Source organism: Shewanella sp. 0m-6 (assembly GCF_052977325.1).
The window spans coordinates 73249-96758 of sequence record NZ_JBRIMD010000007.1 but is presented as its reverse complement, the minus strand read 5'-3'; the positions used below and the strand labels follow the sequence as shown (position 1 = coordinate 96758).

Below are 23510 nucleotides of genomic sequence, written 5' to 3'. Positions count from 1 at the left end.
CGTTTCCTGTACTTTTGAATCAAGATAAACACGCGCCTAAAACTGACTACTTTTCAAACTGTATCAGTTTGCAACAAATATCTTAACCTTCATGCTGTATATGGCAATAGATGATACCCTATAGCTTCATTTGTTAATTTTGTAATCAAGAGTTAATGTATTAGATGCCATACTTATTAGCACTTATGCTTACTATCAGCTTATATTCGGGAGCTGCTTTCGCAACCGCTTCAACGGGCTGCGATAACAATACCGACTGTATCGAAGTCGGTCGTTGGGACTTAGGCTTTGCCTTAGGCTATGGTAATAAATCTAATCCTCTTAAAGACTATAAAGACATCCCCCTGTATGTCGTCCCGACCATTGCCTATTATGGTGATAACTGGTTTTTCGATAACGGTAATATCGGCTATACCTTAACGGAGGGCGAAAACTACACCATCAATTTGATCACCACTTTTAGCAGTGATAGCGCCTTCTTCTATCGCTGGGATCCGTCGAATATTTTCCTGCTTTCAGCTGGCGGCAGTAGTCAACGTGCAACCTCCCCGCTCTCAACCTTTGGCAGAGTAAATCCAGAGCCTGCCATTGGTGAGCTAGAAAATCGAAACTTTACATATCTTGGCGGAGCCGAGGCTTTTGTTTACACCCGATTTGGTATAGTGCACGCAACGCTCGCCCATGACATACTTGATGTCCATGGCGGCCTTGAGTCTAAATTGAGGTGGTTTTACAATATTCCCCTAGATAGGTGGAATTTTGAATTTGCTGCGGTATTAGACTGGAAGAGTAAAGAGGTGGTTGACTATTACTATGGTGTCAGACCGAGTGAAAGCCTCTACTGGAGCCAAGAATATCAAGCGGAGTCTGCATTGAATAAGAGTATCGAATTTACTGGGCAGTACGTTTTAACTGAAAACTGGAACTTACTCTTAGTGGCACGTTATACCGATATCAGCGATGAAATCGTCGATAGTCCTCTTTTAGAAAAAGATTACACCACCACCTATTTTGTTGGCGCAGCGTATAGGTTCTGATTAGAGTGTCTTCAAAATTCAAACTTGTATTCTTGTGTCTGTTGTTGAGCTCGTTAATGAGTACAACGGCTATTGCAAAAAATAGTACAAAACAGCCAACAACTAACCTAAAACTGTCCCCTGAGTTTTGTATCACTTCAGCTAATGAAGAGTCTTGCGATATAGAAGTCACATTAGAATGGGATATGTTAAAAAACAAAACAGTCTGTATTATTTCAGACTACAAAGATCTAAAGAAATGGTGCAGTCCTTCACCAGACATTCACTCTTTGACCGTCAATATCAGTGCTGACCGTGATATTCAGTTTGTGATGATAGACAAAGATACCCACGAAACAATTGCAGGTGTAAAATTGAAAGTCACACCCGCTTCTTCGCCTCAAGTTAGGCGACGATATCGAAACCCATGGAGTTTATTCTAATGACCAGCTCTCAATCTACGCATAGAGTATTATTAGTCGAAGATGATATTCGTTTAGCCAACTTGATTGTCGACTTCCTAAAGTCACATGGCATGCATGTTGAAGTAGAGCGTAGAGGCGACACTGTCCTTACTCGCCTAATAAACTATAAACCTGACATTATTTTACTCGATATTATGCTGCCTGGGATGGATGGCTTAACCTTATGCGAAAAATTGCCAGATTACTTTGCAGGCCCTATTTTACTGATGAGTGCCCTAGGCTCAAATGAAGATCAAATTAAAGGCTTAGAGTTAGGTGCTGACGATTACGTGGTTAAACCTGTTGACCCAGCATTATTAGTCGCGCGCATTAACAATTTACTACGTCGCCAAGCTAAACCAGCGCAAGTAGAATCTCACTGCCTAAGCTTTGGTAAGTTAAGTATCGACCCGCATACTCAAGCGATTCGTTTGGGTGAGACCGAAGTGGATCTGACCAGTCATGAATTTGAACTACTTTGGTTACTGGCATCACAAGCAGGCCAAGTAATGAGCCGCCAATATATCTATCAATACCTGCTCAATATTGATTTTGACGGTAAAGACAGAAAGATTGATGTACGTATATCACGCCTAAGAAAGAAACTTGGCGATAATATTGAAACCCCTTTTAGGATTAAAACAGTTTGGGGGCAAGGTTACCTCTTCGCGCCAGAAGCGTGGAACAACTAAGTCTGCTAATTTATTAAGATGAAACGGCTTTTCATTAGCCTTTATCTTCTGCTCAGCCTAGGTTTTTTAGGCATTGGATGGGCACTGGATAATTTATGGCAAAATAACGTTGACGAAAAAGGTGCACTCGATGCACCTTTAGTTGCTTTGGCGCAAGTGTTAGCTAAGCTGCCTCAAGATGAACGTCAAGCCATGCTAGAGAGTATTCAAGCTAGGCCTAACTTTCCACTCACCCTGCTTAATGCTGAACAGGTTGCTTTTTCTGGCGAACAATTAGTTCGGGCCGACAAAGTGATTGCCACCCCTTATGACATTAACCATGAGCTGCAATTTGTGGCTGTTGGCGAACAAGTCCTAATGGCAGGTCCGATTGAACTCGACCCAGAAGCCAGCCTAAGAAATATCTATAATATTTTCTTCTATTTTCTATTAGCCTTTATTGCACTCATTTGGGTATGGCCGCTATCGAAAGACTTAAAAATCTTGGGGAAAGCCACTAAAGAGTTTGGACAGGCAAAATGGAATACCCGAATTAAACTCACTAAGCGCTCACAGGTACTGCCTCTAGCCAACACCTTTAACGATATGGCCGCCCATATCAGTGCCCTTATTGAAAACCAAAAACATCTCTCTAATGCCGTCTCTCACGAAATAAGAACGCCACTTGCAAGGCTCAAGTTCGCCCTTGCCCTGTTGCCTCAATACTGCCAACCAGAATCGGATCCCGCTAGGCGCGAACACTTTCTTGACGAGATGAAGCTTGATATCAAAGAGATGGAAAATCTTCTACAAGAACTCCTCACTTATGCCAGTTTGGAAACCCAGCGAGAATCACTCAATTTTGAGCGCTGTGACCTAAACAGCTTAGTCACGCAAACCATCCGACGATTACAAAGCCACCACCCAACCCCGATACTTTTCGATGCCCCCGAAGAGACAATTTACTTGGTCGCAGAACCATCACTGGTTGAGCGCGCTCTGCAAAACCTCATCACCAATGCTCAGCGTTTCTCAATCGATGACATTAAGGTCAACATCGCGATAGACAGTAAAGCCGTCACCTTGTCTGTGACTGACGATGGCGAAGGGATTTTAGAGGAAGACCAAGGTAAGATTTTTGAGCCTTTCTACCGCAGTGCAAGCAGTAAAAATGGTAATAAGGGACACGGCTTAGGCTTAGCTATCATAAAGAGAATCATGGAAAGACACCACGGCGAAGTCACGCTTCTAAGTCAACCAGGCTTTACCCAGTTCACCTTAGTTTGGCCGTTAAACACCACACAGCACTAGTCCAATCCGATCAGCCTCTAGGCTTATAAAACGCCTTTTAAGAGCCATCAGAACCAAAGTCTAGAGTGGAATTCACTTTCGCCCTTTCATCAAGTAACTGCGCTTTTCTCGCTTTAAATAATGCAAGCTGACGCCTCCGTTTACGCTGCTGACATAAACGGATCACATCATATTTTTGCGCATCAGAAAACTCGAGCCAGTTAAAACGCTCATTTCTATTACGTAAGCACCCTTTGCAATAGCCTCTAGCATCACTCTGACATACGCCAATACAAGGGCAGGGGATCTCAAAAAACTCTAACTGCTCCATACCTTAAACATATACTATCTTGACAATGAAAGGCTAAAATAAATACAGTGAGATGACTAATACCAATCACTCTCCCCATGTTTGGCGAGATTAAAGTCGCCGAGAATTGAGCACTAAGAAGGTAACAATATGAAACAACAGCAACGAAGCCTCTTTGTCACACTACTCGCGTTACCGCTATTATTCTTATCGGCCTGTAGCTCTACGCCTAAGAATGATTATGACCTTGATTATAACTTTGCTAACTTAAAGAGCTTTTCACAGCTCCCCCCGCCAGCAAATAGCGACCCTCTGAGCGCTAACAGAATTAAACAAGCCATAAGCAGCTCACTGACCAGTCAAGGTTTTATCCCCAATGACCTGGCCGCTGATTTTTATGTGGGTTATGGTTTTAGAATTGATGACAAACCCAAAGACTCGGGCTTTTCAATCGGATTAGGTACGGGGACATGGGGCAGTTCTGGTGGCGCAAGTATCGGCACTAGCGTCGATGTCCCCGTTGGCAGTAATACCGCCAAAATACAAACCATACAGATTGATATTCTCGACCCTAAAACCAATCAATTAATCTGGCGCGGTACAGACAAGTTCACCTTTGATGAGGGCGGTGAAGCAAAAGCACAAGAAACTAATGCTACCGTTGCAAAAATCTTAGCGCAGTTCCCCCCTAAGCAACAAAAGTAGATTGATATACAATGAACCGCCCACAGCCCGTGTTCGGTTCATAACGAGTCACTGATAATAGGAGCACAACAAAAAGTCACTCGCTATTGGTGCGCATTGACCGTGCGTCCTTCAGCCCATTGCCTTAATGATTGCAGTTTTTCACGCATCACTACCGACAATGGGCGCGTTTTCATCAGCTCTTCTTGCAACAGAGCTTGATCAACATCTCGCTCCGATGCTTTAGCCGTATAGATAGCAGAAATAACCGCTTGCTCAATCTCCGCCCCTGAAAAACCTTGGCTAATCTTAGCCAGCTGACTTAAGTTAAAGTGAGTAGGCTCAAGCTGACGTCGCTTGATATGAATAAGAAAAATAGCTTTACGGATCTCTGCATCGGGCAGATCCACAAAGAATATCTCATCCATACGCCCCTTACGCATCAACTCGGGGGGTAAGGCGCTAATATCATTAGCCGTAGCGACTAAGAACACATCTGATTTTCGCTCTGACATCCAGGTTAGAATTGTGCCAAGAATTCGCTTTGAAGTGCCATCATCACTACTACCACTGCTTAAGCCCTTTTCTATTTCATCAATCCACAACACACAAGGTGCCATTAAATCCGCAAGTTCTAACGCCTTTCGCAAGTTCTTCTCTGTCTCACCAATGTACTTATTATAAAGTGCTGACATATCCATCTTAAGTAATGGCCTTTGCCACAAGCCCGCGACAGCCTTAGCAGCCAAGCTTTTACCACTGCCTTGCACGCCCAGTAGCAATATACCTTTGGGTTTATCCTCCAGTATCTGCGTCTTTAATGACGGCGTTCTATAGCTCAACCATTGTTTAAGGTTATGCAATCCTGCAACTTGCGAAAAGTCACTGGTATCATATTCAAATTGAAGTACACCTTGCATATCGAGCAATTCAAACTTGCCTCGGTTAATACTGTCGATATCGGAATGGGTGATTGCGCCATCATCGACAATCGCTTTGTGCGCGAGTCGCCTGGCATCATCAAAGGTCACGCCACGTAGGTTTTCTGCAAGCTTAGCGACCGCACTATCATCGACATTGAGCCTGATCCCTTCACTGCGCACCTTATCTATTTGCTCATAAATTAGATTCAATAACTGAGCGCTATTAGGAAGTGATAGCCTAAAATGAGCACAATAGTGTTTGATTTCGGGAGGGATAGTGAAGGCATGGCTGACCAGCACCAGCGTATGTTTAAGTGACTCATACTCCAGCGCGATCTCTTTTAGCAAACGTACGTTTCTAGGCGCATCGTCAACAAAAGGGTGAAAATCACATAAAACATATATCCCTTGCTGCGTTGTCGACTTGATCTGCCCAAGAATATCGCCAGGTTCACAGTTAAATTTTTGTCTTCCCATGCCGCTATCGACTCGCATCAAGCCTTGGGTAATGCTCCAGCTAAACAGGGGTTGATACAGAATATTCGAAACTTTTCTAAGTAACTCTATCACCCGGTGCTCTTCATAGGTTTCTATGATAACTATCGGTGTATTCGATCGCAGTACTGCGGTGAGATCTTGAATATCTTGCATGTCATCTATTGCCTACACAGATTTAAATAGAAAAGGGGCCTATAGCCCCTTTATAGCCACTGTGGTTCTGTAAGTACCAGTAGTTAGTACCTGCAAATTCCACAGTGTTAAGATATATAAATTAATGGAACAGGTAATTGAGCCAGCCTTGCATTCTCAACAATACTTTTCGCATAATCGATACATGGGCAAAATGGTCAGTATAAATAGCTGCATGCCCAGAAACACCAGCTGGAAACTCAGTTTTCGCCTCATGATCTTCAAGCTTAATCAGTACTAATGCGCGGCCACGACTCATCACTCGCTGAGATGATATCAGTGAACCCGATGACTGAATTTCACCTTCAGCCATAGCAGGCAAGACTTTAGCCACTTTACCTTTAAATACTTGGCCCGGCGCAGCATCTAGAATGATTTCAGCTTCATCACCCTCTTTTAATCTGAGCAATGAGTTTTGCCAAAACGCGCCGACAAACATACGATCTTCATTTGGAATAAAGCTAATTAACGGCCTTAACGGCATAGGAACAGCAATAATACCTGGGCGCAATGCCATCTGAGTCACCATGCCATCGGCAGGCGCTTTGACTACCGTCTGATCTAGGTCAAACTGTGCTTTTTCAAGTTCGCCCTGGATCCCTGCGACCTTGGTATTCACTCCATCAACGTTTGACTCATAGGCTAAACGTACTCTTAGCTCTTCAGCATTAGCAGCAGTTAATAGTGCTTCTGATGCAAAATAAAGCTGACGCCTATTATCGAGTTCGAGCTCTGTAAAGGGTGAGTTAGCACCGCCACGCTTACGGCCTTTCTCATAACGGTCGAACGCAGACTTGGTTCTATCTCTGTCAGCGGTTGCTCGCGTCACTGCAGCTTTTGTCGCTTCCCATGCCGCTTCTAATTGTGGTACTTCAAGCTCCGCCGCCACTAATGCCGCACGTTTTTGCTTTACAATAGCCTGAAAAGGAGTGGGATCGATTTTAAATAATACATCACCTTTCTTAATCGGCGTATTGGGCTCCACCTCGACAGATACAACCATGCCCCTAACCGCTGGGTTGATGGGCGTTGTTACAAAATACTCTTTAGCATAAGGTGTATACGGATGGTTATAGTTCATCAATAAGATCAAGGCACCAACAATAAATATGCCGCCTAATATCGCCGTTGGAACGGTCCACTTAGTTAATGGGATCTTAAATATTTTAAAAATGGCAATACAGATTGCGGTGTAAGTCAGTACAAGTAGTAAATCCATATTACACCTCTGCTCTGTCTGTTGAACTATCGTCGATTTGAGTATCAACTTTAGTACCGGACTGATGATTACCAGAGCCTCTTACTTGTTTAGGCTGTTGTTTTGATAATTCCATCTCAGTGATTCTTTGTTCTAATTTTCTCACAGTTTCAGTCAAGCCTTGCACTTCACTCTCTAACAGTTGTTCTTTCTCGACGACCTCTTGGAATCCCCAACCACGGTCTTCACGATAAAGGGTTGCCCAGATCCATAAGAATGGCCAAATAGCATGTAAGGTAAATAGGCTCACCCACCCCGCAATATGCAGTGCATCTTGCTGTGGGTGATTGCGCTTCTTGGCTATCTCATAGGGGATATCATGAATGGCAATGACCCCATAGAAAATAAAAATCGCAACGAAAAAAATAATTCCTAACGCAAAATAATCTAAAAACACATCGCTCTCCTTGTGAAACCTTGAGTTACAACGATAGACACTAAAAACATCATAGCAACATTAAAGCAATATTAACCCTACAACTGCATTTTTTCGACTTAAATCTGCATATTAGCGATCCCATATTTAGCATAACAAAGTGATCTTTCGCACACTTGCCACTAAATCTAACCTAGAGAAATACACGTCACGTTACACTAATCACAAATAAATGGGGCACTAGAATGCCTCAGTAAAGTGTTGCTAGCTTGAGTGCCATACAGGCTCTGTAACCAATAACTACTCCCTACAATCTCAAAAGGTAATCATAATGATAGGTACTGCATTATCAGCTAATGCTAAACGCGCCATGTTGCTAGGCTGCGGCGAACTCGGGAAAGAGGTCGCCATTGAACTTCAGCGCTATGGTATTGAAGTGATCGGCGTAGACCGCTACCCCAACGCCCCTGCAATGCAAATTGCTCACCGCTCTCACGTTATTAATATGCTTGATAGTGTGGCATTAAAGGCGGTTATTGAACTTGAAAAGCCTGATTTGGTGATCCCTGAGCTAGAAGCGATTGCAACTCAAACCTTGGTAGAAATGGAAGCTAAAGGTGTCAACATCGTGCCAACAGCTAAAGCCACTCAACTAACGATGGACCGAGAAGGCATACGTCGCTTAGCAGCCGAAACCCTATCAATCCCAACATCACCTTTCTTTTTCTGCGATACCGAGCAAGAGTTTACCGATGCAGTCGCCACTATCGGGCTCCCTTGCGTCATCAAACCAGTGATGAGCTCCTCAGGTAAAGGCCAAAGCGTTATACGCACCCAAGATCAAATTGAGTCGGCTTGGCAATATGCACAAGAAGGTGGCCGTGCGGGCAAAGGACGTGTCATTGTTGAGGGGTTCATTGCCTTTGACTATGAGATCACCTTGTTGACCATCAGCGCGGTGAACGGCATGCATTTCTGTGATGCTATTGGCCATCGTCAGGAAGATGGGGATTACCGTGAGTCTTGGCAGCCGCAAGCGATGTCAAATATCGTATTAGCTAAATCACAAGCCATAGGTAAAAAGGTAGTTGAAGCCTTAGGTGGTTATGGCCTATTTGGTGTTGAGTTATTTATCAAGGGCGATGAAGTTTACTTTTCTGAAGTGTCCCCTCGACCACACGATACCGGTATGGTGACCCTTATTAGCCAAGACTTATCGGAGTTTGCTCTGCATGTTCGTGCTATCTTAGGTTTGCCAATTAGTAACATCGCTCAGCACGGTCCAAGTGCATCGGCGGTGATCCTTGCCCAAGGCAGCTCAAACAACATCCAGTTCTCAGGTTTAGCTGATGCATTAGTTGAGCCCGATACACAGGTTCGATTATTTGCCAAACCTGAGATTGACGGTAAGAGACGTTTAGGTGTGGCATTAGCCAGAGATACTGATATCGATAAAGCCGTTGCAAAGGCGCTAACTGCGGCAAGTAAGGTTAAGGTTACTTTTTAACTCTACATTAGAGTGACTGAAAGATAATTTCAAAATTAAAAAGCCTCAGCCTTGATTAAAAGGTTGAGGCTTTTTTAAAGTGTTTATTATTCTCTTAGTGCCTGCATAATGCGCTAACGTTTAATACATTAGCTTTTAATGTACTAGCCATTAATGTATTAGACTTTGACGCACCAGACTTTAATGCGTCAGCCTTTAATCGCCAACTCCTATGTGCTAGTTAACCCGATTGTTCGCATTATCTGTTCTAAAGCTCACTAGATTTTCAATCGCAATATTAAGCAAATTCTGCCGTGCCTCTCGCGTTGCCCAGGCGTTATGGGGAGAGATGCTGATATTGTTAGCGCTAAGAAGCGGATTATCAGCCTTAGGAGGTTCAGTTGACAATACATCAACGCCTGCAAATGCCAGTTGCCCTTGATTTAACGCTGCCGCTAATGCCGCTTCGTCAACAAGCCCTCCACGAGCGGTATTAATTAATATGCTGTTAGATTTCATGGTACTTAATACATCTGCATTAATCAGCTTATCTGTCTTTACGGTAAGCGGGCAGTGCAAAGAAACAATATCTGCCTGCTTAAATAACTCCGCTTGTTCTACCCAACTACAGTTTTCAGGTAGTGGAACTTGCGAGTTTCGAGTATTGACTATGACCTTCATGCCAAAAGCCAGTGCAATCTGAGCCACAGTTTGCCCGATATCACCAAAACCAACTAACCCTATTGTTTTATCTTTAAGTGATTGTAGTGGCGTAAGAGTAAAACAAAAATCTGCCGACTCAGCCCACATACCACGCTTTACTGCATCGGAGTGCAGACTCACTTGCTGAGTGGCATGAAGAATATGAGCAAATACCATTTGAGCAACCGCATCTGGGCCATATCCAGGCACGTTTGTGACCACAATGCCGAGCGTTTTAGCCGCTGCGAGGTCGACCACATTAGTGCCGGTTGCGAGAATGCCGATATATTTAAGCTTTGTTAACTGCTTAAGTATCGTTTCATCAAGCACGGTTTTATTGGTCAGGATAAACTCAGCATCAAGGCTACGCGCTATCACGTCATTCGGTGCGCTGCGATCATAACAAGTGAGCTCGCCGAACTGCGCTAGAGCTTGCCAGCTTAGATCTCCAGGATTGAGTGTGTATCCGTCCAATACTACTATTTTCATCTAACACAGCCCTTGTTTATAAAATGATCGTCAGTCTCGTGGCTCTTGAAAGAAAGACTGCAAGCCGCACACTTGAGCTAAGAACTAAGAACTTAAAGCTAGAACTTAAAACTGGCACCCAGATTGGCTTGCCCTTGCCACATAATATCTGACTGAATATTCCATATACAGCCGTCATTACCACAGAACAAAGCGTTATCAGCATTGATAAACGTCGCGTAGCCCTTTACTTCAGCAAACAATGAAAAGGCTTCACTGACCTGGTATTCAATACCACCACCAAGAGCCACTGAAAAACGCGTTTCATTAGAGTAAGCGCCGCTTGGTCGCATATGGGTAAAGCCAAGGCTAGTGGTGACATAAGGTTTAACGCTTTGCATAGGGAAATATAAACTGCCACCAAAATGAAAGTAATCCACATCCATAGAGGTAATCACATTAGGGCTAAAGTTATCACCTGTTTTTAAATCGGTTGATTGGTGGCTATAAAGAAGATAGACGTTACCAGGGTCTTTTGTGGTAAAGCCCAGCATGACACCATAGTTTTGCGCCTCAGCTATTTTTACCTTTCCCGCTTCGTCGGTTTCTGTGCTAGCAATATCAAACTCACTAGCACCAAAGCTATAGCCACCAAAAGGGGCCACATATACTTCAGACACTGCAGGAAATGCACACAAAAAAACCAGTAATATTGCTAAGCTTCTTTTCATCATATATCCCTATTATTTTCTGATTATTAGTATTTAGCGCATGCCTCTATCAGCCTTAACTCTATCATAAGCAGCTTGAATATCTTGGGCTTTTGTTTTAGCAAGCTCCATCATCTCAGCAGGTAACCCCTTAGCGACTAGCTTATCGGGGTGATGCTCATTCATCAACTTTCTATAAGCTCTTTTGATCTCTTGATCAGACATCGACTCTGTCACCCCCAGCACACTGTAAGCATCTTCAATCGATGTTTGATGTCCAGCCCCACCACTACGATGAAAATTAAACTCTGCCTGCCAACGTGCTAATAAGTCATTGAGTTGCTGTTGGCTAAATCCGAGCTCTTTGGCAACCACGGACAGAATTGATAACTCTTTTTGATCTAACTGAGCATCGGCAAGCGCTGTCTGAATTTGGATCTCCAAAAACATCTGTAGCACTTCTTTACGCCCCATAGAGATGAGTCTAAAGGTTTTTAGGCAAGCATTAAGATCAAAGTCAGGCTCCCTGCCTTCACGAAATGCCGCCTGTGCATCTGCTCTGGCTTGGCCACTTAAGTTAAGCTGATCCATTAACGAGCTCGCCATGCGAATATCGTTTTCAGTCACTTGTCCCGACGCTTTTGCTACATGCCCCATCACCGAAAAGGTGGTATTAAAAAACAGTGCCTGACGTTTTCCGCCGCCCGCGAGCCCCGCTTTTTGGCTCTGCCTGCGGTCATACATATGCCCTAGCCAAAGCCCAAAGATGGCGCCACCAAGACGACCCGCCATATAACCAATAATAAAACCGAAAACCTTACCCCAAATACGCATTATCTAACCTTTTTTGTTTCACGTTCTGTTATTTGTGCGAGTCGCTCAATCGTACCAACATCACACCAATACATATTAAAATGCTCACCACTAACCTGACTATGACTCATGGCTTTACGGAGCAAAGGAGCCAGTGCAAACGCACCTTCTGGTGTCTCTTTAAATAAAGCCGGATGGTAAATGCCCATACCAGAGAAAGTCAGTTTTTCTGCGCCACTATCACTCACCTTGCCACCTTGCAAAGCAAAGTCTCCTTGGGGGTGTTGCGATGGATTATCCACTAACCATAGATGCGCCAGCACTCCGGTATCGAGCGCCTTGATTCTCGGTAACTCATCAATAAAAATATCACCGTTTATCACTAAAAATGGCTCGTCACCTAACAGGCCTAACGCTTGTTTTATGCCTCCACCCGTCTCCAGTGCCGAGGTTTCTTCGCTATAACGAATCTTAACTTGCCACTGACTACCATCACCTAACGTCTCGACTAACTTATGGCCAAGCCAAGCATGATTAATGATGATTTCTAAAATCCCAGCCGCAGCAAGCTTTTCGATGTGATAGACAATTAGCGGCTTGCCCGCCACCTCAACAAGAGGCTTAGGCACTGAATCTGTTAAGGGGCGCAGTCGTTCTCCACGCCCCGCCGCAAGGATCATTGCTTTCATTGATCAGCCTTTTTGATATGAATCATTATTTATGAGCATTGAATGTTGGGATGATGACTTCACCAATCCATTGAGCAAATGGTTGCAGCTCGATATAACGACCTGCAATATCGCGAATATACTCAAGAGTCAGTGGAATATCGGCCATATAAGCCGGTTTATTATCGCGATAATTAAGCCTTGCGAAAATGCCCGCAGCTTTAATGTGTCTTTGAATCCCCATCAAATCAAACCAGCGTCGATACAGCTCAAATGTGACTGCCACATCAATCAGCCCAGCGCTAACACACTGGCTGTAATGTTGATGCATTAAGGCTTCCACATCGCTATCTGGCCAACGAATGTAGCAGTCTCGCAATAGTGAAACCGCATCATAGGTTACAGGTCCAAGCACTGCATCCTGAAAGTCGATAACCTTTAACTTGCCATCTTGCAGCATAATATTACGGCTATGGTAATCACGGTGCATGCCAACTTGTGGCTGAGCCAGTGCATTATCTACTAACAGTTTAAATGCACTACTGGTGTGCGCTTTAACGTCATCAGTATCCAGCCCAAGATGATGCACGGCTAACCATTCAATAAAAATCTCCAGTTCTCGTACCACAAAATCGGCATCATATTGAGGCAATGGAGCTGTTTGCGTCTCTGTCACATTGGCAATATCGTTAAGTAACACTAATGCTTGAGAATAATATTGCTGTAAGTTATCGCTTTTTAACACCGATAATAATTGCACGTCACCAAGGTCGCTAAGCAGCATAATGCCCTGTTCTTTATCGCTAGCGATCACCTTAGGCACAGCAATACCTTGACGCGCATAACTGTCCGCTAATTGAATAAACGGGGTGATATCGATAAGCTTAGGAGGGGAATCGACTACAATATAAGACAAGTTGTCGACAACAACTCTGAAGTAACGCCTAAAACTTGCGTCGCCTGAAATCAGCTGTGGCGAAACTTTTACATTAAAATACTGGTTTAGCCATGCATTTAACTGAAGAAATCTAGGATCTGACAAGGGCACCTCATGGCTCTTAAGAAGAAATTGCTTTATTATAACGACAAAATGGAATCAGCTAAGCAATTGAAAAGAATTATTTTGGCTGAGTTGCCCAAGAAAGGGTCAACTTTTCTCCTCTTTCACCGTCCAGACTAAGAAATCATAATTAATTGACCTAAGATGCAGATCCGTTATTTTCTGGCCTTGAGCCTGCTTCCCCAATTAGTCTTAGCAGACGAACCCGAAACTGTGACAGCCCCTGCGTCGCAGTGCGTAGTTGAACCTCCGGTAAAGCCGTACGTTCCGCTTTACGACATCAATAATCCAGCCGACTTAGCGCGGATCTATATTAGTTCTGATAGTTCTTCAGCCCAAATGGGTAAAGAAGCAACTTTTATTGGCGATGTAAGCTTCAGCCAGGGCGGTCGCAACATTGCAGCCGATGAAGCAATTTTAAATCAACAAACTGAAGAACTTCATGCCAATGGCAACTTAGTGTTTCAAGACGCTATGTTTACCGTTACAGCTGACTCTTTAGTTGCCAAAATGCGCAGTAACAGTGCGATCTTAAGTGGCGCTCAATATTGGTTACACGGTCAACAAATCCATGGTGATGCCGAAAGACTGGAGATCACTAAAGATAATAATCTATTGTTGTCTGGCACGAACTTCAGCACTTGTCCTGATAAAGATCCAGCTTGGCTATTAGAAGCTGACCGAATCAAGATTGATAGCTCCGAAGAGTGGGGAGAGATTTGGGACGCTAAAATTAAGATTGCTGGCGTACCTGTAATGTATGTGCCTTATATGACCATTCCGGTATCAGATAAGCGTAAATCTGGCTTTTTATTCCCAACATTTAGCACTAGTACCACCAACGGTGTTGAAGTTGCGACGCCATATTACTGGAATATTGCACCAGAATACGATTTAACCTTTACGCCAAACTATATGTCGGCTCGTGGACTATTCACCAAGACAGAGTTTAGATACCTAGCTGGCGAGAAGCAGAGTGGCCAGTTAAATTTTGAATATCTAGCCAACGATAACAAGCTAGAAAATAGTCCAGATAGATACCTGTATCACTGGGAGCATACTGGCGCATTTAATCAAAACTGGCGCGTTCATGCAAACTACACTGATGTGTCAGATAACAACTATTTCAATGACTTGAATTCAGATGTTCAACGCGCGACAGATAATCAATTAAACCGAATTGGTGAAATATCTTACTTTGAGCAGAACTGGGATTTAAGTGCACGAGTACAAGATATTAAAGTACTTGGTGAAGAGGAAAAGCCTTACCAAGTGATGCCGCAGTTTACGTTTAACTACCGTGCGCCAAGCTATTGGCACGGCTTAGACTTTAACCTATATAGTCAAGCGACTAACTTTGAACATCAAGATAGTGAATACTCGGCTGCCACTCGTGTGCATATAGAGCCAAGTATCTCCTATCCCATTCATGGTCCAGCAGGCTCGCTGACCAGTGAAGTCAAATTGCTGCAAACTAACTATTGGCAAGATGATAAGGGCAACCTCTCTGATTCAGAGCTTCGCGATCGCGTCAACCGAACGCTGCCAGAGGTACGCATTCATGGTCAAATTAACTTTGAGCGCTTTACGGATTACTTCGACACCAACTACCGCCAAACATTAGAGCCACAGTTCCAATATCTTTATGTCGGTTACCAGGACCAATCTGATATTGGTATTTACGATACTGCGCCGTTACAAGAAGATTACAACGGTCTGTTTAGAGATCGACGTTTCTCAGGCCTAGATCGCATAGCCGATGCAAATCAGTTCACGCTCGGTTTAACCACTAAGCTATTTAACGAACAAAACCGCGAAGTATTTAAATTCAGCTTGGGGCAAATTATTTACCTCGAAGACAGTCGTGTTGGTATTAACGATGTCATGGGGAGTAACGATACTTTCACCCAAGAGAACACCTCGAACTCTGCAATTGCAGCCGAATTAAGTACTCAACTCTACGCAGATTGGTTTTTAAGTGGCTCGATTCAGTATGATGCTAAAGAGAGTGAAAATAAGAAGAGCGAAGTCACCGTTGACTATCGTCCGGGTACTAATAAGCTACTGCAAGCTAGCTACCGCTACGTACCGGATCTACTGAACACCAATACCAATGAGTCTGTCGATATTAAGCAGCTTGGTTTCCGGGGAGCCTGGCCGATTAACGACAGCCTCTACTTAGTGGGTAACTGGTATTACGATCTCAATGAAAGCCGAGCAGTTGAAACCTATACAGGTTTTCAATATGAATCATGTTGCTGGGCAGTCCGTTTGAGTTATCATTACCGCATCAAGACCAATTATATTGACGAAGATAATCCGGTACAGGATACTCGAGAACTATTTGAAAGCGGGATCTACCTAAACTTTATCCTCAAAGGACTCGGTGGTTCAGGCCCATTAGGGGTATCAGATATGTTAGATGACGGCCTATTTAATTATCGTAAACCGCTTTATTTGAAGAATTAGCAGATAAATAACGTAAATAAATGCTGAACCTAGCTGACGACATGCAGTCAAAGCAGAACTAAAGAATCATTAACCCGGTGAGTAATCACCGTAAATGACACTCAATAAATGCCAAGGATTTTAGTGGATGAAACGCTGTAACCAATTGATTTTTGCCCTTATAACATTGGCAATGAGCCAGACAATTCACGCTGCGCCAGAACCTCTAGACCGTGTAACAGTGCAAATAAATGAAGGGATCATTTTAGAAAGTGAAGTGACCGGAATGGTAAAGACCATCCAGGCAAATGCTGCCAATGCAGGTCAGAAGCTGCCGTCAGACACTGCACTGCGGACTCAGGTTATTGAACGTTTAATCCTAACTCGTCTGCAGTTACAGATGGCCGATAGAATTGGTCTACACATTGGTGACTTACAGTTAGACCAGACTATCGAAAATATTGCTAAAGAGCAGAAGATGACGGTTGCGCAAATGAAAGCGCAAATTGAAAGTGAAGGTACAACTTTTGCTCAATACCGCGAGCAACTACGTGAAGAGATCACCTTAGGTGAAATTCAACGTATTCAAGTTCAACGTCGCATTCAAGTCTCTACGCAAGAAATCAATAACCTTGTAAAGCTAATCAATGAGCAAGGTCTGAAAGAAGTTGAGTTTCAAATTGGTCATATCCTTATTGATGTACCAAGCGACGCTAACAGTCAGCAGCTAGAAGCTGCAAGTAAGCGCGCCGCAGTCGTGATGAAACGATTACAAGATGGTGATGACTTTAGAAGTATCGCAATTGCAGCCTCTTCAGGCCCTAAAGCACTAGAAGGTGGTATTTGGGACTACATGAACATCAACGAAATGCCAACCTTATTTGCTGAAGTCGTTACTGATGCGAAGACTGGTGATATCATAGGTCCAATTAAGAGTGCATCGGGCTTCCATATCATCAAGGTGATGGATGCTCGCGGTCTAGAAACCAAAGAAGTTAAAGAAGTTAAGTCTCGCCACATTCTACTTAAGCCGTCTCCAATTCTTTCGGAAGAACGCGCTAAGAGCATGATGGACAGATTCCTAGCTCAAGTTAAATCAGGTGAAGCTAAGTTTGAAGATTTAGCACGTCAGTATTCAGAAGATCCAGGTTCTGCTGCTAAAGGTGGTGAACTGGGTTGGGCCGATCCGAACATCTATGTTCCAGCATTTGCCAAAGAGTTAAATAGCCTTGAAATTGGTGGCTATAGCGAACCATTCCGTTCGACTCACGGCTGGCATATTGTTCAACTAGAAGAAAGACGTACAACAGATGCAACCGATAAATTTAATACGAACCGAGCTCACCAGCTGATCTATCGTCGTAAATTTAATGAAGAGTTACAAAACTGGCTAGATGAAATGCGCGCTGAAGCATTTATCGATATTTTCGAGCCAGAAACGAATCGAGGTTAATACTATTGTCAACTAAACGAATTGCCATCACGCCGGGTGAACCGGCGGGTGTAGGTCCCGATTTAGTGATACAACTAGCTCAGCAGGCTTGGCCTGCTGAGCTAGTTGTTTGTGCTGATCCCGAACTACTAAAGTCTCGCGCTAAGAAGCTTGGGCTGTCGATTACGCTACGCCCATACCAACCGAACCAGCCGCCTAAAGCACAGGAAGCTGGAACATTGACTATTGTGCCATTTACCCTTGAAGCCGACGCGGTGTGCGGGAAACTAAATGAAAACAATAGTGCCTATGTTGTTGAAACACTGAGATTTGCTGGTGAAAAGAACATGGTTGGTGAATTTGATGCTGTTGTAACTGGCCCAGTCCATAAAGGCATCATTAACCAGGCCGGCATTCCGTTTAGTGGTCATACTGAGTTTTTCGCAAACCAAGCAAATTGCCAGGATGTGGTGATGATGCTTGCAGCCCCAGGTTTGCAGGTTGCACTGGTAACAACTCATATACCATTGGCTTATGTGTCTAAAGCTATTACCCGTGATCGCTTGCATCAGATTGTCAAAATTTTACATACCGATTTAGTCGAGAAGTTTGCAATTGAGTCGCCGCGGATCTATGTCTGCGGTTTAAATCCTCATGCAGGTGAAGACGGCCATTTAGGCAGAGAAGAGATCGATATCATCATCCCTGCCCTTAATGAATTAAGAGAACTCGACATGGATATCGTTGGCCCATTACCAGCAGATACCCTGTTTCAACCTAAATACTTAGAAGATGCTGACGTTGTACTCGCTATGTACCACGATCAAGGGCTTCCAGTACTAAAATCTAGAGGATTTGGCAGTTCAGTCAATATCACTCTAGGATTACCCTATATAAGAACGTCGGTCGACCATGGTACGGCCCTAGAGCTTGCAGGCACGGGTACTGCTGATATTGGCAGTTTTGTCTGCGCATTAAATAAAGCCATTGATTTGGCTGCAAAGAATTAGTGATAAAAGTTACCTCATGAGCAATAAAGTACATTTAGGCCACACGGCCAGAAAACGTTTTGGACAAAACTTCTTAACTGACGAGAATGTGATTAATCGCATTGTTGGTGCTATTTCACCTGATAATGATCATGTGATGGTAGAAATTGGTCCCGGTTTAGCGGCATTAACTGAGCCTGTTGCAAGCGGTATCGACAAGCTTATTGTTGTCGAACTCGATAAAGACTTGGTTGAGCGTTTACAAACGCACCCGGTCCTTAAAGATAAGCTTGAAATTCACCAAGGTGATGCACTTAAGTTTGATTTCAATCAACTCGTGCGTGAAGACAAGCAGATGAAAGTGTTTGGTAACTTACCATATAACATTTCAACTCCGCTTATGTTCCATCTGTTTGAGTTTGCTCAGCATATTGAGAACATGCACTTTATGCTGCAAAAAGAGGTCGTATTAAGACTCTCTGCAAGCCCGGGTACTAAAGCTTATGGCCGCCTTACCGTAATGGCTCAATACCATTGCCAAGTCATGCCTGTGCTTGAAGTCCCACCAGGATGCTTTACACCACCACCTAAAGTGGACTCAGCTGTTGTGCGTTTAGTGCCATACAAAACTAAACCTTGGCCATGTAAAGATGTCGACCTGCTTAGAAACTTAACCACGACAGCATTTAACATGCGCCGTAAGACGCTTAGAAATAACCTTAAGCAGCTATTATCTGATGAAGACTTCGCCGCGTTAGGTATTGATGCAACGTTGAGGCCTGAACAGATCCGTGTTGACCAATACGTCGCTATGGCTAACCACGTTTTCGATAGGAAGTAGATTTATTCTCTGAATAATATACTGACCAACAAAAGGGCAATAACTGCCCTTTTTTTATACCTGCTCATAAATAATTACCTGTTAATTCAGATACTCTCCATTTAATATGGAAGCTCGTTAAAAATCAGATAACTCCATCTTTTAGAGGTCTATATGAGTCAATTAACAACGCCTGTTAGCGTCGACGTAAAAACAGAGTATATTGAAAATCAATCCTCCCCTGATGAAGAGAAATATCTATTTAGCTACACTATTACCATCAGTAATCTCGGTGATGATGACGTCACACTAAAAAGTCGCCATTGGTGTATTACAGACTCCAATGGGCAAAAAAGTGAAGTTCACGGTGCGGGCGTGGTAGGCCAAACTCCGACAATCAAGCCCAATAGCTCATATGAATATACCAGCGGCACCGTATTAGAAACCCCATTGGGTGTGATGGAAGGCAGTTATACCATGGTCGACAGCAGTGGCAATGAATTTACAGCCCCCATATCCGCCTTTCGTTTAGCCGTCCCAGGTTTACTTCATTAATCACAAAACATAATTAACAAAACATAAATAATGCATAGGTAAAAATGGCGAACTATTTTGTAGGTGATATCCAAGGCTGCTTTGACGAGTTAACGTTGCTACTCGAAAAGGTAGCCTTTAATCCATCAAAGGACTGCTTATGGACCGTAGGTGATCTCGTTGCTAGGGGGCCAGGTTCCCTTGAGACACTGCGTTTTTTTAAGTCCTTGTCTGGTTCAGCTAAAATTGTCCTCGGTAATCATGATCTTCATCTGCTGGCTATTCACGGAAAGTTAAAACGTGCTAACCCAAAAGATCATTTAACCGCTCTACTAGCAGCAGATGATATCGCTAATATTATCGACTGGCTGAGACTGCAGCCACTCTATCAAGACTGGCCTGAAAAGAACCTTATTATGACCCATGCGGGTGTGCCGCCTAACTGGGATCTGCACACCTTACGCACTCAAGCAGATCGAGTCAGCCTAACATTGCAATCTCCCAACTATCTAAATGATTTGATTAGTGAGATGTATACCAATTCAGTCGATGAGTTTAATTCAAATTTAACAGCGCTTGAACAACAGATCTATTGCATTAATGCACTCACCCGTATGCGTTACTTAAAAGCCGATGGCCGCTTAGATTTTGACTGTAAGTCACCACTACAAGATTGTAATCATGACTCCTTAGTCCCTTGGTTTAACCAACCTAGTCAGCTACCCACCGACTACACTGTGATTTTTGGCCACTGGGCTGCCATTATGGGGCAAACTCACCTCGCTAATAGGCAGGCACTAGATACTGGCTGTTGCTGGGGGGAGCACATGACACTTTGGCATATGGAGTCAAACCAGAAAATTACTCAAAACAAAATAAAAGCCGTTAAAAGAAGTTAAAAAAGAGTTAAACTATTGCAACATTTGGCCGATACAGTATACGAAATAGATGTCGGCCAGATGCTGAGACTTAGATAAAAATAATAATAATGGAGCTCATATGAAGTTAAATGTAGCCACTAGAGTGATAGGTGGGTTTACGGTAGTCACTTTACTGCTAATTGTACTTGGCGCAGCTTCTTGGTTTACTAACAACCAGTTAAAGACCAGTACTCAAGTCTTACAGGAGCTAAGTCTTCCTGCATTAAAAACCAGCAATCAGCTTTCTCAGACTCTTTCTCAACAAGAAAAACAAGTTTTGATGGCCTACCACAGCCAAAGTGCAGCGATGATCCCTACAATCAACGCTCAATTTACTACAGCCAGCCAGACCTTTGAGCGTGAGCTTAAAAAACTAACCGGCCTAGTCAGTAGCAATTCAGAATTAAATTCTGTTATTCGAAATCTTGATAATCAATACGCTAAATTCAATAGCATTAGTCATGAAATGATTACGACTCATGAAACTGCTTTAGTCACTACAAATAAAATTATCAGTAAATACGATGATATTGAGATAGCCGTCGATGATAGCGCCTCTTTATTACTCGACTTAATTGACCTAGAGATGAGTGAAGATGTTGTTGAGCAAGAGATAGCAGCCACAGCAAGTTCGCTCGAACTCAGTTTTAGCAGCATCGCCAGCACCAGTTTTGACTTGATGGGCAGCACTGAAAAAGCAAAATTCGACATCATTTCAAAAGAACTCGATTATATTGTTAGCGATACAAAGAGCAAAGTTGATTATGTTACTAACCACTGGGACGGCGTTGTCGATGCCGAACTTATTGACGAGCTTAATGCTGAAGCCAGTAACGTATTTAGCATGGTTAAAGGCAATAACTCCCTCACAGCGTTAAAGCAAAAAGAACTTGAGCTTAATCGTAATACAAGCCGTTTGCTTGCTGATGTTGAACAAGCAGCAGCTAACGTCAACAAGCAGATGAAAACCTTAACGGCTAACATCGAGACCATCTCTGCCGAGATCAGTCACGATGTCATTGCTAATATCGATAGCGCGAGTATGCGCACCGTTTTATTGATGCTAGTCGCTATTATCGTTGCAGTCGTTGTTAGTATCGCAGTCGTTCGCCCACTGACTCGCTCATTAGAGAAAGTCAATCATGCTCTAAATGTACTAGCATCAGGTGATTTAACCCACAAACTTGATGAATCAGGCCATGATGAATTCGCAAAACTGTCAGCCAACTGCAATAAACTCGTCGATAGCCTAAGAGAGCTGATCCAAGGCATTTTAGAGCGCTCAGATCAGCTTGCCGCTGCAGCAGAAGAGACTTCAGCAATTACTGCCCAAACCACTGTTGGCATTCAAGAACAGAAGAGCCAAGTTGATCAAGTTGCAACAGCAACGACTCAGCTAAGCTCAAGTGCTCAGCAGGTGACGGCCAGTGCTGATGAGGCGCTAAGCCAAATCAAAGCCGCCGATGATGAAAGCCAACATATGCGCCTGATTGCTGATGAAAATAAGCGTACCATTCTAGCGCTAGCCGATGAAGTGTCTAAAGCCAGCGTCGTCATCAACAAGGTGCATGCAGATAGTGCCTCTATTGGATCTATTCTCGATGTTATTCGAGGCATTGCAGAGCAAACAAACTTACTCGCGCTAAATGCTGCAATTGAAGCCGCTCGAGCCGGAGAGCAAGGTCGAGGCTTTGCCGTTGTTGCCGATGAGGTGCGTAGCCTTGCATCAAGAACTCAGGATTCTACCCAAGAGATCCAACAGATGATTGAGGTCCTGCAACAAGGAACCCAAGAAGCGGTAGCCGTAATGGATTTGGGGCGCACACAGGCTAACTCTTGCGTTGATAAGACTGAACAGGCTAATAATGCACTTGAAAGTATTAGCGATGCTGTACATCGCGCTCACGACTCAGGAACACATATTGCTCATGCTGCGCAAGAGCAAAACTTAGTGAGTCAGCAAGTATCCGAGAAACTAGAGCATATTGCGGCGATTTCAGAGGAAACGTCGACTGGAGCCGACCAAACAGCCCAGTCAAGCCATCAAGTGGCCCAACTCGCAGAAGAACTGCAGGCTTCTGTTAAAGAGTTCAGAGTCTAATTTATACCCATTGCATTAAGTATCTGTTCATTCAGTGGGAAGCGCTATATTTGCAGCGCTATATTGACCAAGCTTAAGCAACAGATATAAATAAGCTCAATCAAGCCTAAAAATAAAAAGAGGCGCTAAGTTTAGCGCCTCTTTTTGTTTTCTACCTGGTAAGTTCACTCGCTACAGACAAAAAAATACTGGGATAAGCCCAGTATTTTTTATTACATTGATTTCACGGTTTAACCACCTGCGATACGCTCTTTAATCGCTGCGGTTATCTCACTGCCACTGTGACCGTTACTTTCTGCCCAAGCAACAATTGTACTTCCATCACTTTCAGCAGAGCCTAAGTCAGCTGCAGGTAAGCGCTTTGCCACAAAGGTACCCACTTTATTTGAACCACTTTTCAGCGCTACTCTTAGCAGGCTATCACCATTACAAGATACGCCACTATAAATGTTGCGAAGCTTAACACGACTCTCTTTAAGCTTTTTACGTAGGCGATTTTTATCATCAGCCTGAACATAATTACAGATATTCGCGGTCAACTGGTCTTGGTTAGCAAGTGCAGTTGAAGGTACAGAAATTAAAGATGCAGCAATCAGTGTAGCGAGGCTCAGAGGCAACAAGCGCATCGGACACTCCTTATTTTTAGTTTTTATTTATTATTAGTAAAGTAGCGCTAA

At 43.5% G+C, this 23510-nt stretch carries 23 protein-coding genes; 13 read left to right on the top strand and 10 right to left on the bottom strand.

Annotated elements, in window-relative coordinates; translation table 11 throughout:
- Window positions 1-164: 164 nt before the first annotated feature.
- From ACVBJC_RS07615 to ACVBJC_RS07600, 4 genes are read left to right on the top strand one after another with little or no spacing between them, the layout of a single operon-like run.
- Window positions 165-1037, top strand: coding sequence for a MipA/OmpV family protein (locus ACVBJC_RS07615; RefSeq protein WP_447160275.1), 873 nt, complete (start codon window positions 165-167; stop codon window positions 1035-1037).
- A gap of 56 nt (window positions 1038-1093) precedes the next feature.
- Window positions 1094-1459: a DUF3019 domain-containing protein gene (locus ACVBJC_RS07610; protein WP_447160274.1), complete on the top strand. Its 366-nt coding sequence runs from the start codon at window positions 1094-1096 to the stop codon at window positions 1457-1459.
- The gene (locus ACVBJC_RS07605; RefSeq protein WP_447160273.1) at window positions 1459-2172 is read left to right on the top strand and encodes a response regulator; all 714 of its coding nucleotides are present in this window, start codon (window positions 1459-1461) and stop codon (window positions 2170-2172) included. The genes ACVBJC_RS07610 and ACVBJC_RS07605 overlap by 1 nt, the downstream gene beginning before the upstream one ends.
- An 18-nt stretch (window positions 2173-2190) precedes the next feature.
- Window positions 2191-3462, top strand: a complete 1272-nt coding sequence (locus ACVBJC_RS07600) for an ATP-binding protein (protein WP_447160272.1) — start codon at window positions 2191-2193, stop codon at window positions 3460-3462.
- A gap of 37 nt (window positions 3463-3499) precedes the next feature.
- Here ACVBJC_RS07600 and ACVBJC_RS07595 read toward each other — a convergent pair whose 3' ends face one another.
- Window positions 3500-3772: a DUF1289 domain-containing protein gene (locus tag ACVBJC_RS07595; protein ID WP_447160271.1), complete on the bottom strand. Its 273-nt coding sequence runs from the start codon at window positions 3770-3772 to the stop codon at window positions 3500-3502.
- 129 nt (window positions 3773-3901) lie between these two features.
- Between ACVBJC_RS07595 and ACVBJC_RS07590 the strand changes: the two genes are divergently transcribed.
- Entirely contained in the window at window positions 3902-4456 is a 555-nt protein-coding gene (locus tag ACVBJC_RS07590) for a DUF4136 domain-containing protein (RefSeq protein ID WP_447160270.1), read from the top strand.
- Between the two features lie 83 nt (window positions 4457-4539).
- Here ACVBJC_RS07590 and ACVBJC_RS07585 read toward each other — a convergent pair whose 3' ends face one another.
- The 3 genes from ACVBJC_RS07585 to ACVBJC_RS07575 form a co-directional block, all read right to left on the bottom strand.
- Entirely contained in the window at window positions 4540-6009 is a 1470-nt protein-coding gene (locus ACVBJC_RS07585; RefSeq protein ID WP_447160269.1) for an AAA family ATPase, read from the bottom strand.
- Window positions 6010-6130: 121 nt separating this feature from the next.
- Window positions 6131-7267, bottom strand: a complete 1137-nt coding sequence (locus ACVBJC_RS07580) for an HlyD family secretion protein (protein ID WP_447160268.1) — start codon at window positions 7265-7267, stop codon at window positions 6131-6133.
- Window position 7268: 1 nt separating this feature from the next.
- Window positions 7269-7703, bottom strand: coding sequence for a DUF3302 domain-containing protein (locus tag ACVBJC_RS07575; protein ID WP_447160267.1), 435 nt, complete (start codon window positions 7701-7703; stop codon window positions 7269-7271).
- Between the two features lie 310 nt (window positions 7704-8013).
- Here ACVBJC_RS07575 and purT point away from each other — a divergent pair, with 310 nt between their 5' ends.
- Window positions 8014-9189, top strand: coding sequence for a formate-dependent phosphoribosylglycinamide formyltransferase (gene purT / locus ACVBJC_RS07570; protein ID WP_447160266.1), 1176 nt, complete (start codon window positions 8014-8016; stop codon window positions 9187-9189).
- A gap of 216 nt (window positions 9190-9405) precedes the next feature.
- Here purT and ACVBJC_RS07565 read toward each other — a convergent pair whose 3' ends face one another.
- From ACVBJC_RS07565 to ACVBJC_RS07545, 5 genes are all read right to left on the bottom strand, one after another.
- Complete coding sequence (locus ACVBJC_RS07565) at window positions 9406-10359, bottom strand: D-2-hydroxyacid dehydrogenase (RefSeq protein ID WP_447160265.1); 954 nt, start codon at window positions 10357-10359, stop codon at window positions 9406-9408.
- A gap of 98 nt (window positions 10360-10457) precedes the next feature.
- Window positions 10458-11069 carry an outer membrane beta-barrel protein gene (locus ACVBJC_RS07560; protein ID WP_447160264.1) on the bottom strand — a complete coding sequence of 204 codons (612 nt, stop codon included), beginning with the start codon at window positions 11067-11069 and terminating at the stop codon, window positions 10458-10460.
- A 33-nt stretch (window positions 11070-11102) separates the two neighbouring features.
- Window positions 11103-11882 carry a co-chaperone DjlA gene (djlA, locus tag ACVBJC_RS07555; protein WP_447160263.1) on the bottom strand — a complete coding sequence of 260 codons (780 nt, stop codon included), beginning with the start codon at window positions 11880-11882 and terminating at the stop codon, window positions 11103-11105.
- Window positions 11882-12550 carry an N-acetylmuramate alpha-1-phosphate uridylyltransferase MurU gene (gene murU, locus ACVBJC_RS07550; protein ID WP_447160262.1) on the bottom strand — a complete coding sequence of 223 codons (669 nt, stop codon included), beginning with the start codon at window positions 12548-12550 and terminating at the stop codon, window positions 11882-11884. Before murU ends, djlA begins: the two co-directional genes overlap by 1 nt.
- A 25-nt stretch (window positions 12551-12575) precedes the next feature.
- Window positions 12576-13577 carry an aminoglycoside phosphotransferase family protein gene (locus ACVBJC_RS07545; protein WP_447160261.1) on the bottom strand — a complete coding sequence of 334 codons (1002 nt, stop codon included), beginning with the start codon at window positions 13575-13577 and terminating at the stop codon, window positions 12576-12578.
- 156 nt (window positions 13578-13733) lie between these two features.
- On the opposite strand from ACVBJC_RS07545, the gene lptD reads away from it, so the two are divergent.
- The 7 genes from lptD to ACVBJC_RS07510 all read left to right on the top strand — a co-directional run bounded on the left by lptD (window position 13734) and on the right by ACVBJC_RS07510 (window position 22833).
- Window positions 13734-16058, top strand: a complete 2325-nt coding sequence (gene lptD, locus ACVBJC_RS07540; RefSeq protein ID WP_447160260.1) for an LPS assembly protein LptD — start codon at window positions 13734-13736, stop codon at window positions 16056-16058.
- A 127-nt stretch (window positions 16059-16185) separates the two neighbouring features.
- Entirely contained in the window at window positions 16186-17490 is a 1305-nt protein-coding gene (surA, locus tag ACVBJC_RS07535) for a peptidylprolyl isomerase SurA (RefSeq protein ID WP_447160259.1), read from the top strand.
- Window positions 17491-17495: 5 nt separating this feature from the next.
- Complete coding sequence (gene pdxA, locus ACVBJC_RS07530) at window positions 17496-18479, top strand: 4-hydroxythreonine-4-phosphate dehydrogenase PdxA (protein WP_447160258.1); 984 nt, start codon at window positions 17496-17498, stop codon at window positions 18477-18479.
- 16 nt (window positions 18480-18495) lie between these two features.
- Window positions 18496-19299 (top strand): 16S rRNA (adenine(1518)-N(6)/adenine(1519)-N(6))-dimethyltransferase RsmA, encoded by an 804-nt coding sequence (rsmA, locus tag ACVBJC_RS07525; protein WP_447160257.1) that lies wholly within the window; start codon window positions 18496-18498, stop codon window positions 19297-19299.
- Window positions 19300-19452: 153 nt separating this feature from the next.
- Window positions 19453-19833, top strand: a complete 381-nt coding sequence (gene apaG, locus ACVBJC_RS07520) for a Co2+/Mg2+ efflux protein ApaG (RefSeq protein WP_447160256.1) — start codon at window positions 19453-19455, stop codon at window positions 19831-19833.
- Window positions 19834-19877: 44 nt separating this feature from the next.
- The gene (locus tag ACVBJC_RS07515; RefSeq protein ID WP_447160255.1) at window positions 19878-20711 is read left to right on the top strand and encodes a symmetrical bis(5'-nucleosyl)-tetraphosphatase; all 834 of its coding nucleotides are present in this window, start codon (window positions 19878-19880) and stop codon (window positions 20709-20711) included.
- Window positions 20712-20811: 100 nt separating this feature from the next.
- Window positions 20812-22833, top strand: a complete 2022-nt coding sequence (locus ACVBJC_RS07510) for a methyl-accepting chemotaxis protein (protein WP_447160254.1) — start codon at window positions 20812-20814, stop codon at window positions 22831-22833.
- Window positions 22834-23063: 230 nt separating this feature from the next.
- On the opposite strand, the gene ACVBJC_RS07505 is transcribed toward ACVBJC_RS07510, so the two are convergent.
- On the bottom strand, window positions 23064-23459 hold the full coding sequence (locus ACVBJC_RS07505) for a DUF3718 domain-containing protein (protein WP_447160253.1): 396 nt from the start codon (window positions 23457-23459) through the stop codon (window positions 23064-23066).
- Window positions 23460-23510: the final 51 nt, after the last annotated feature.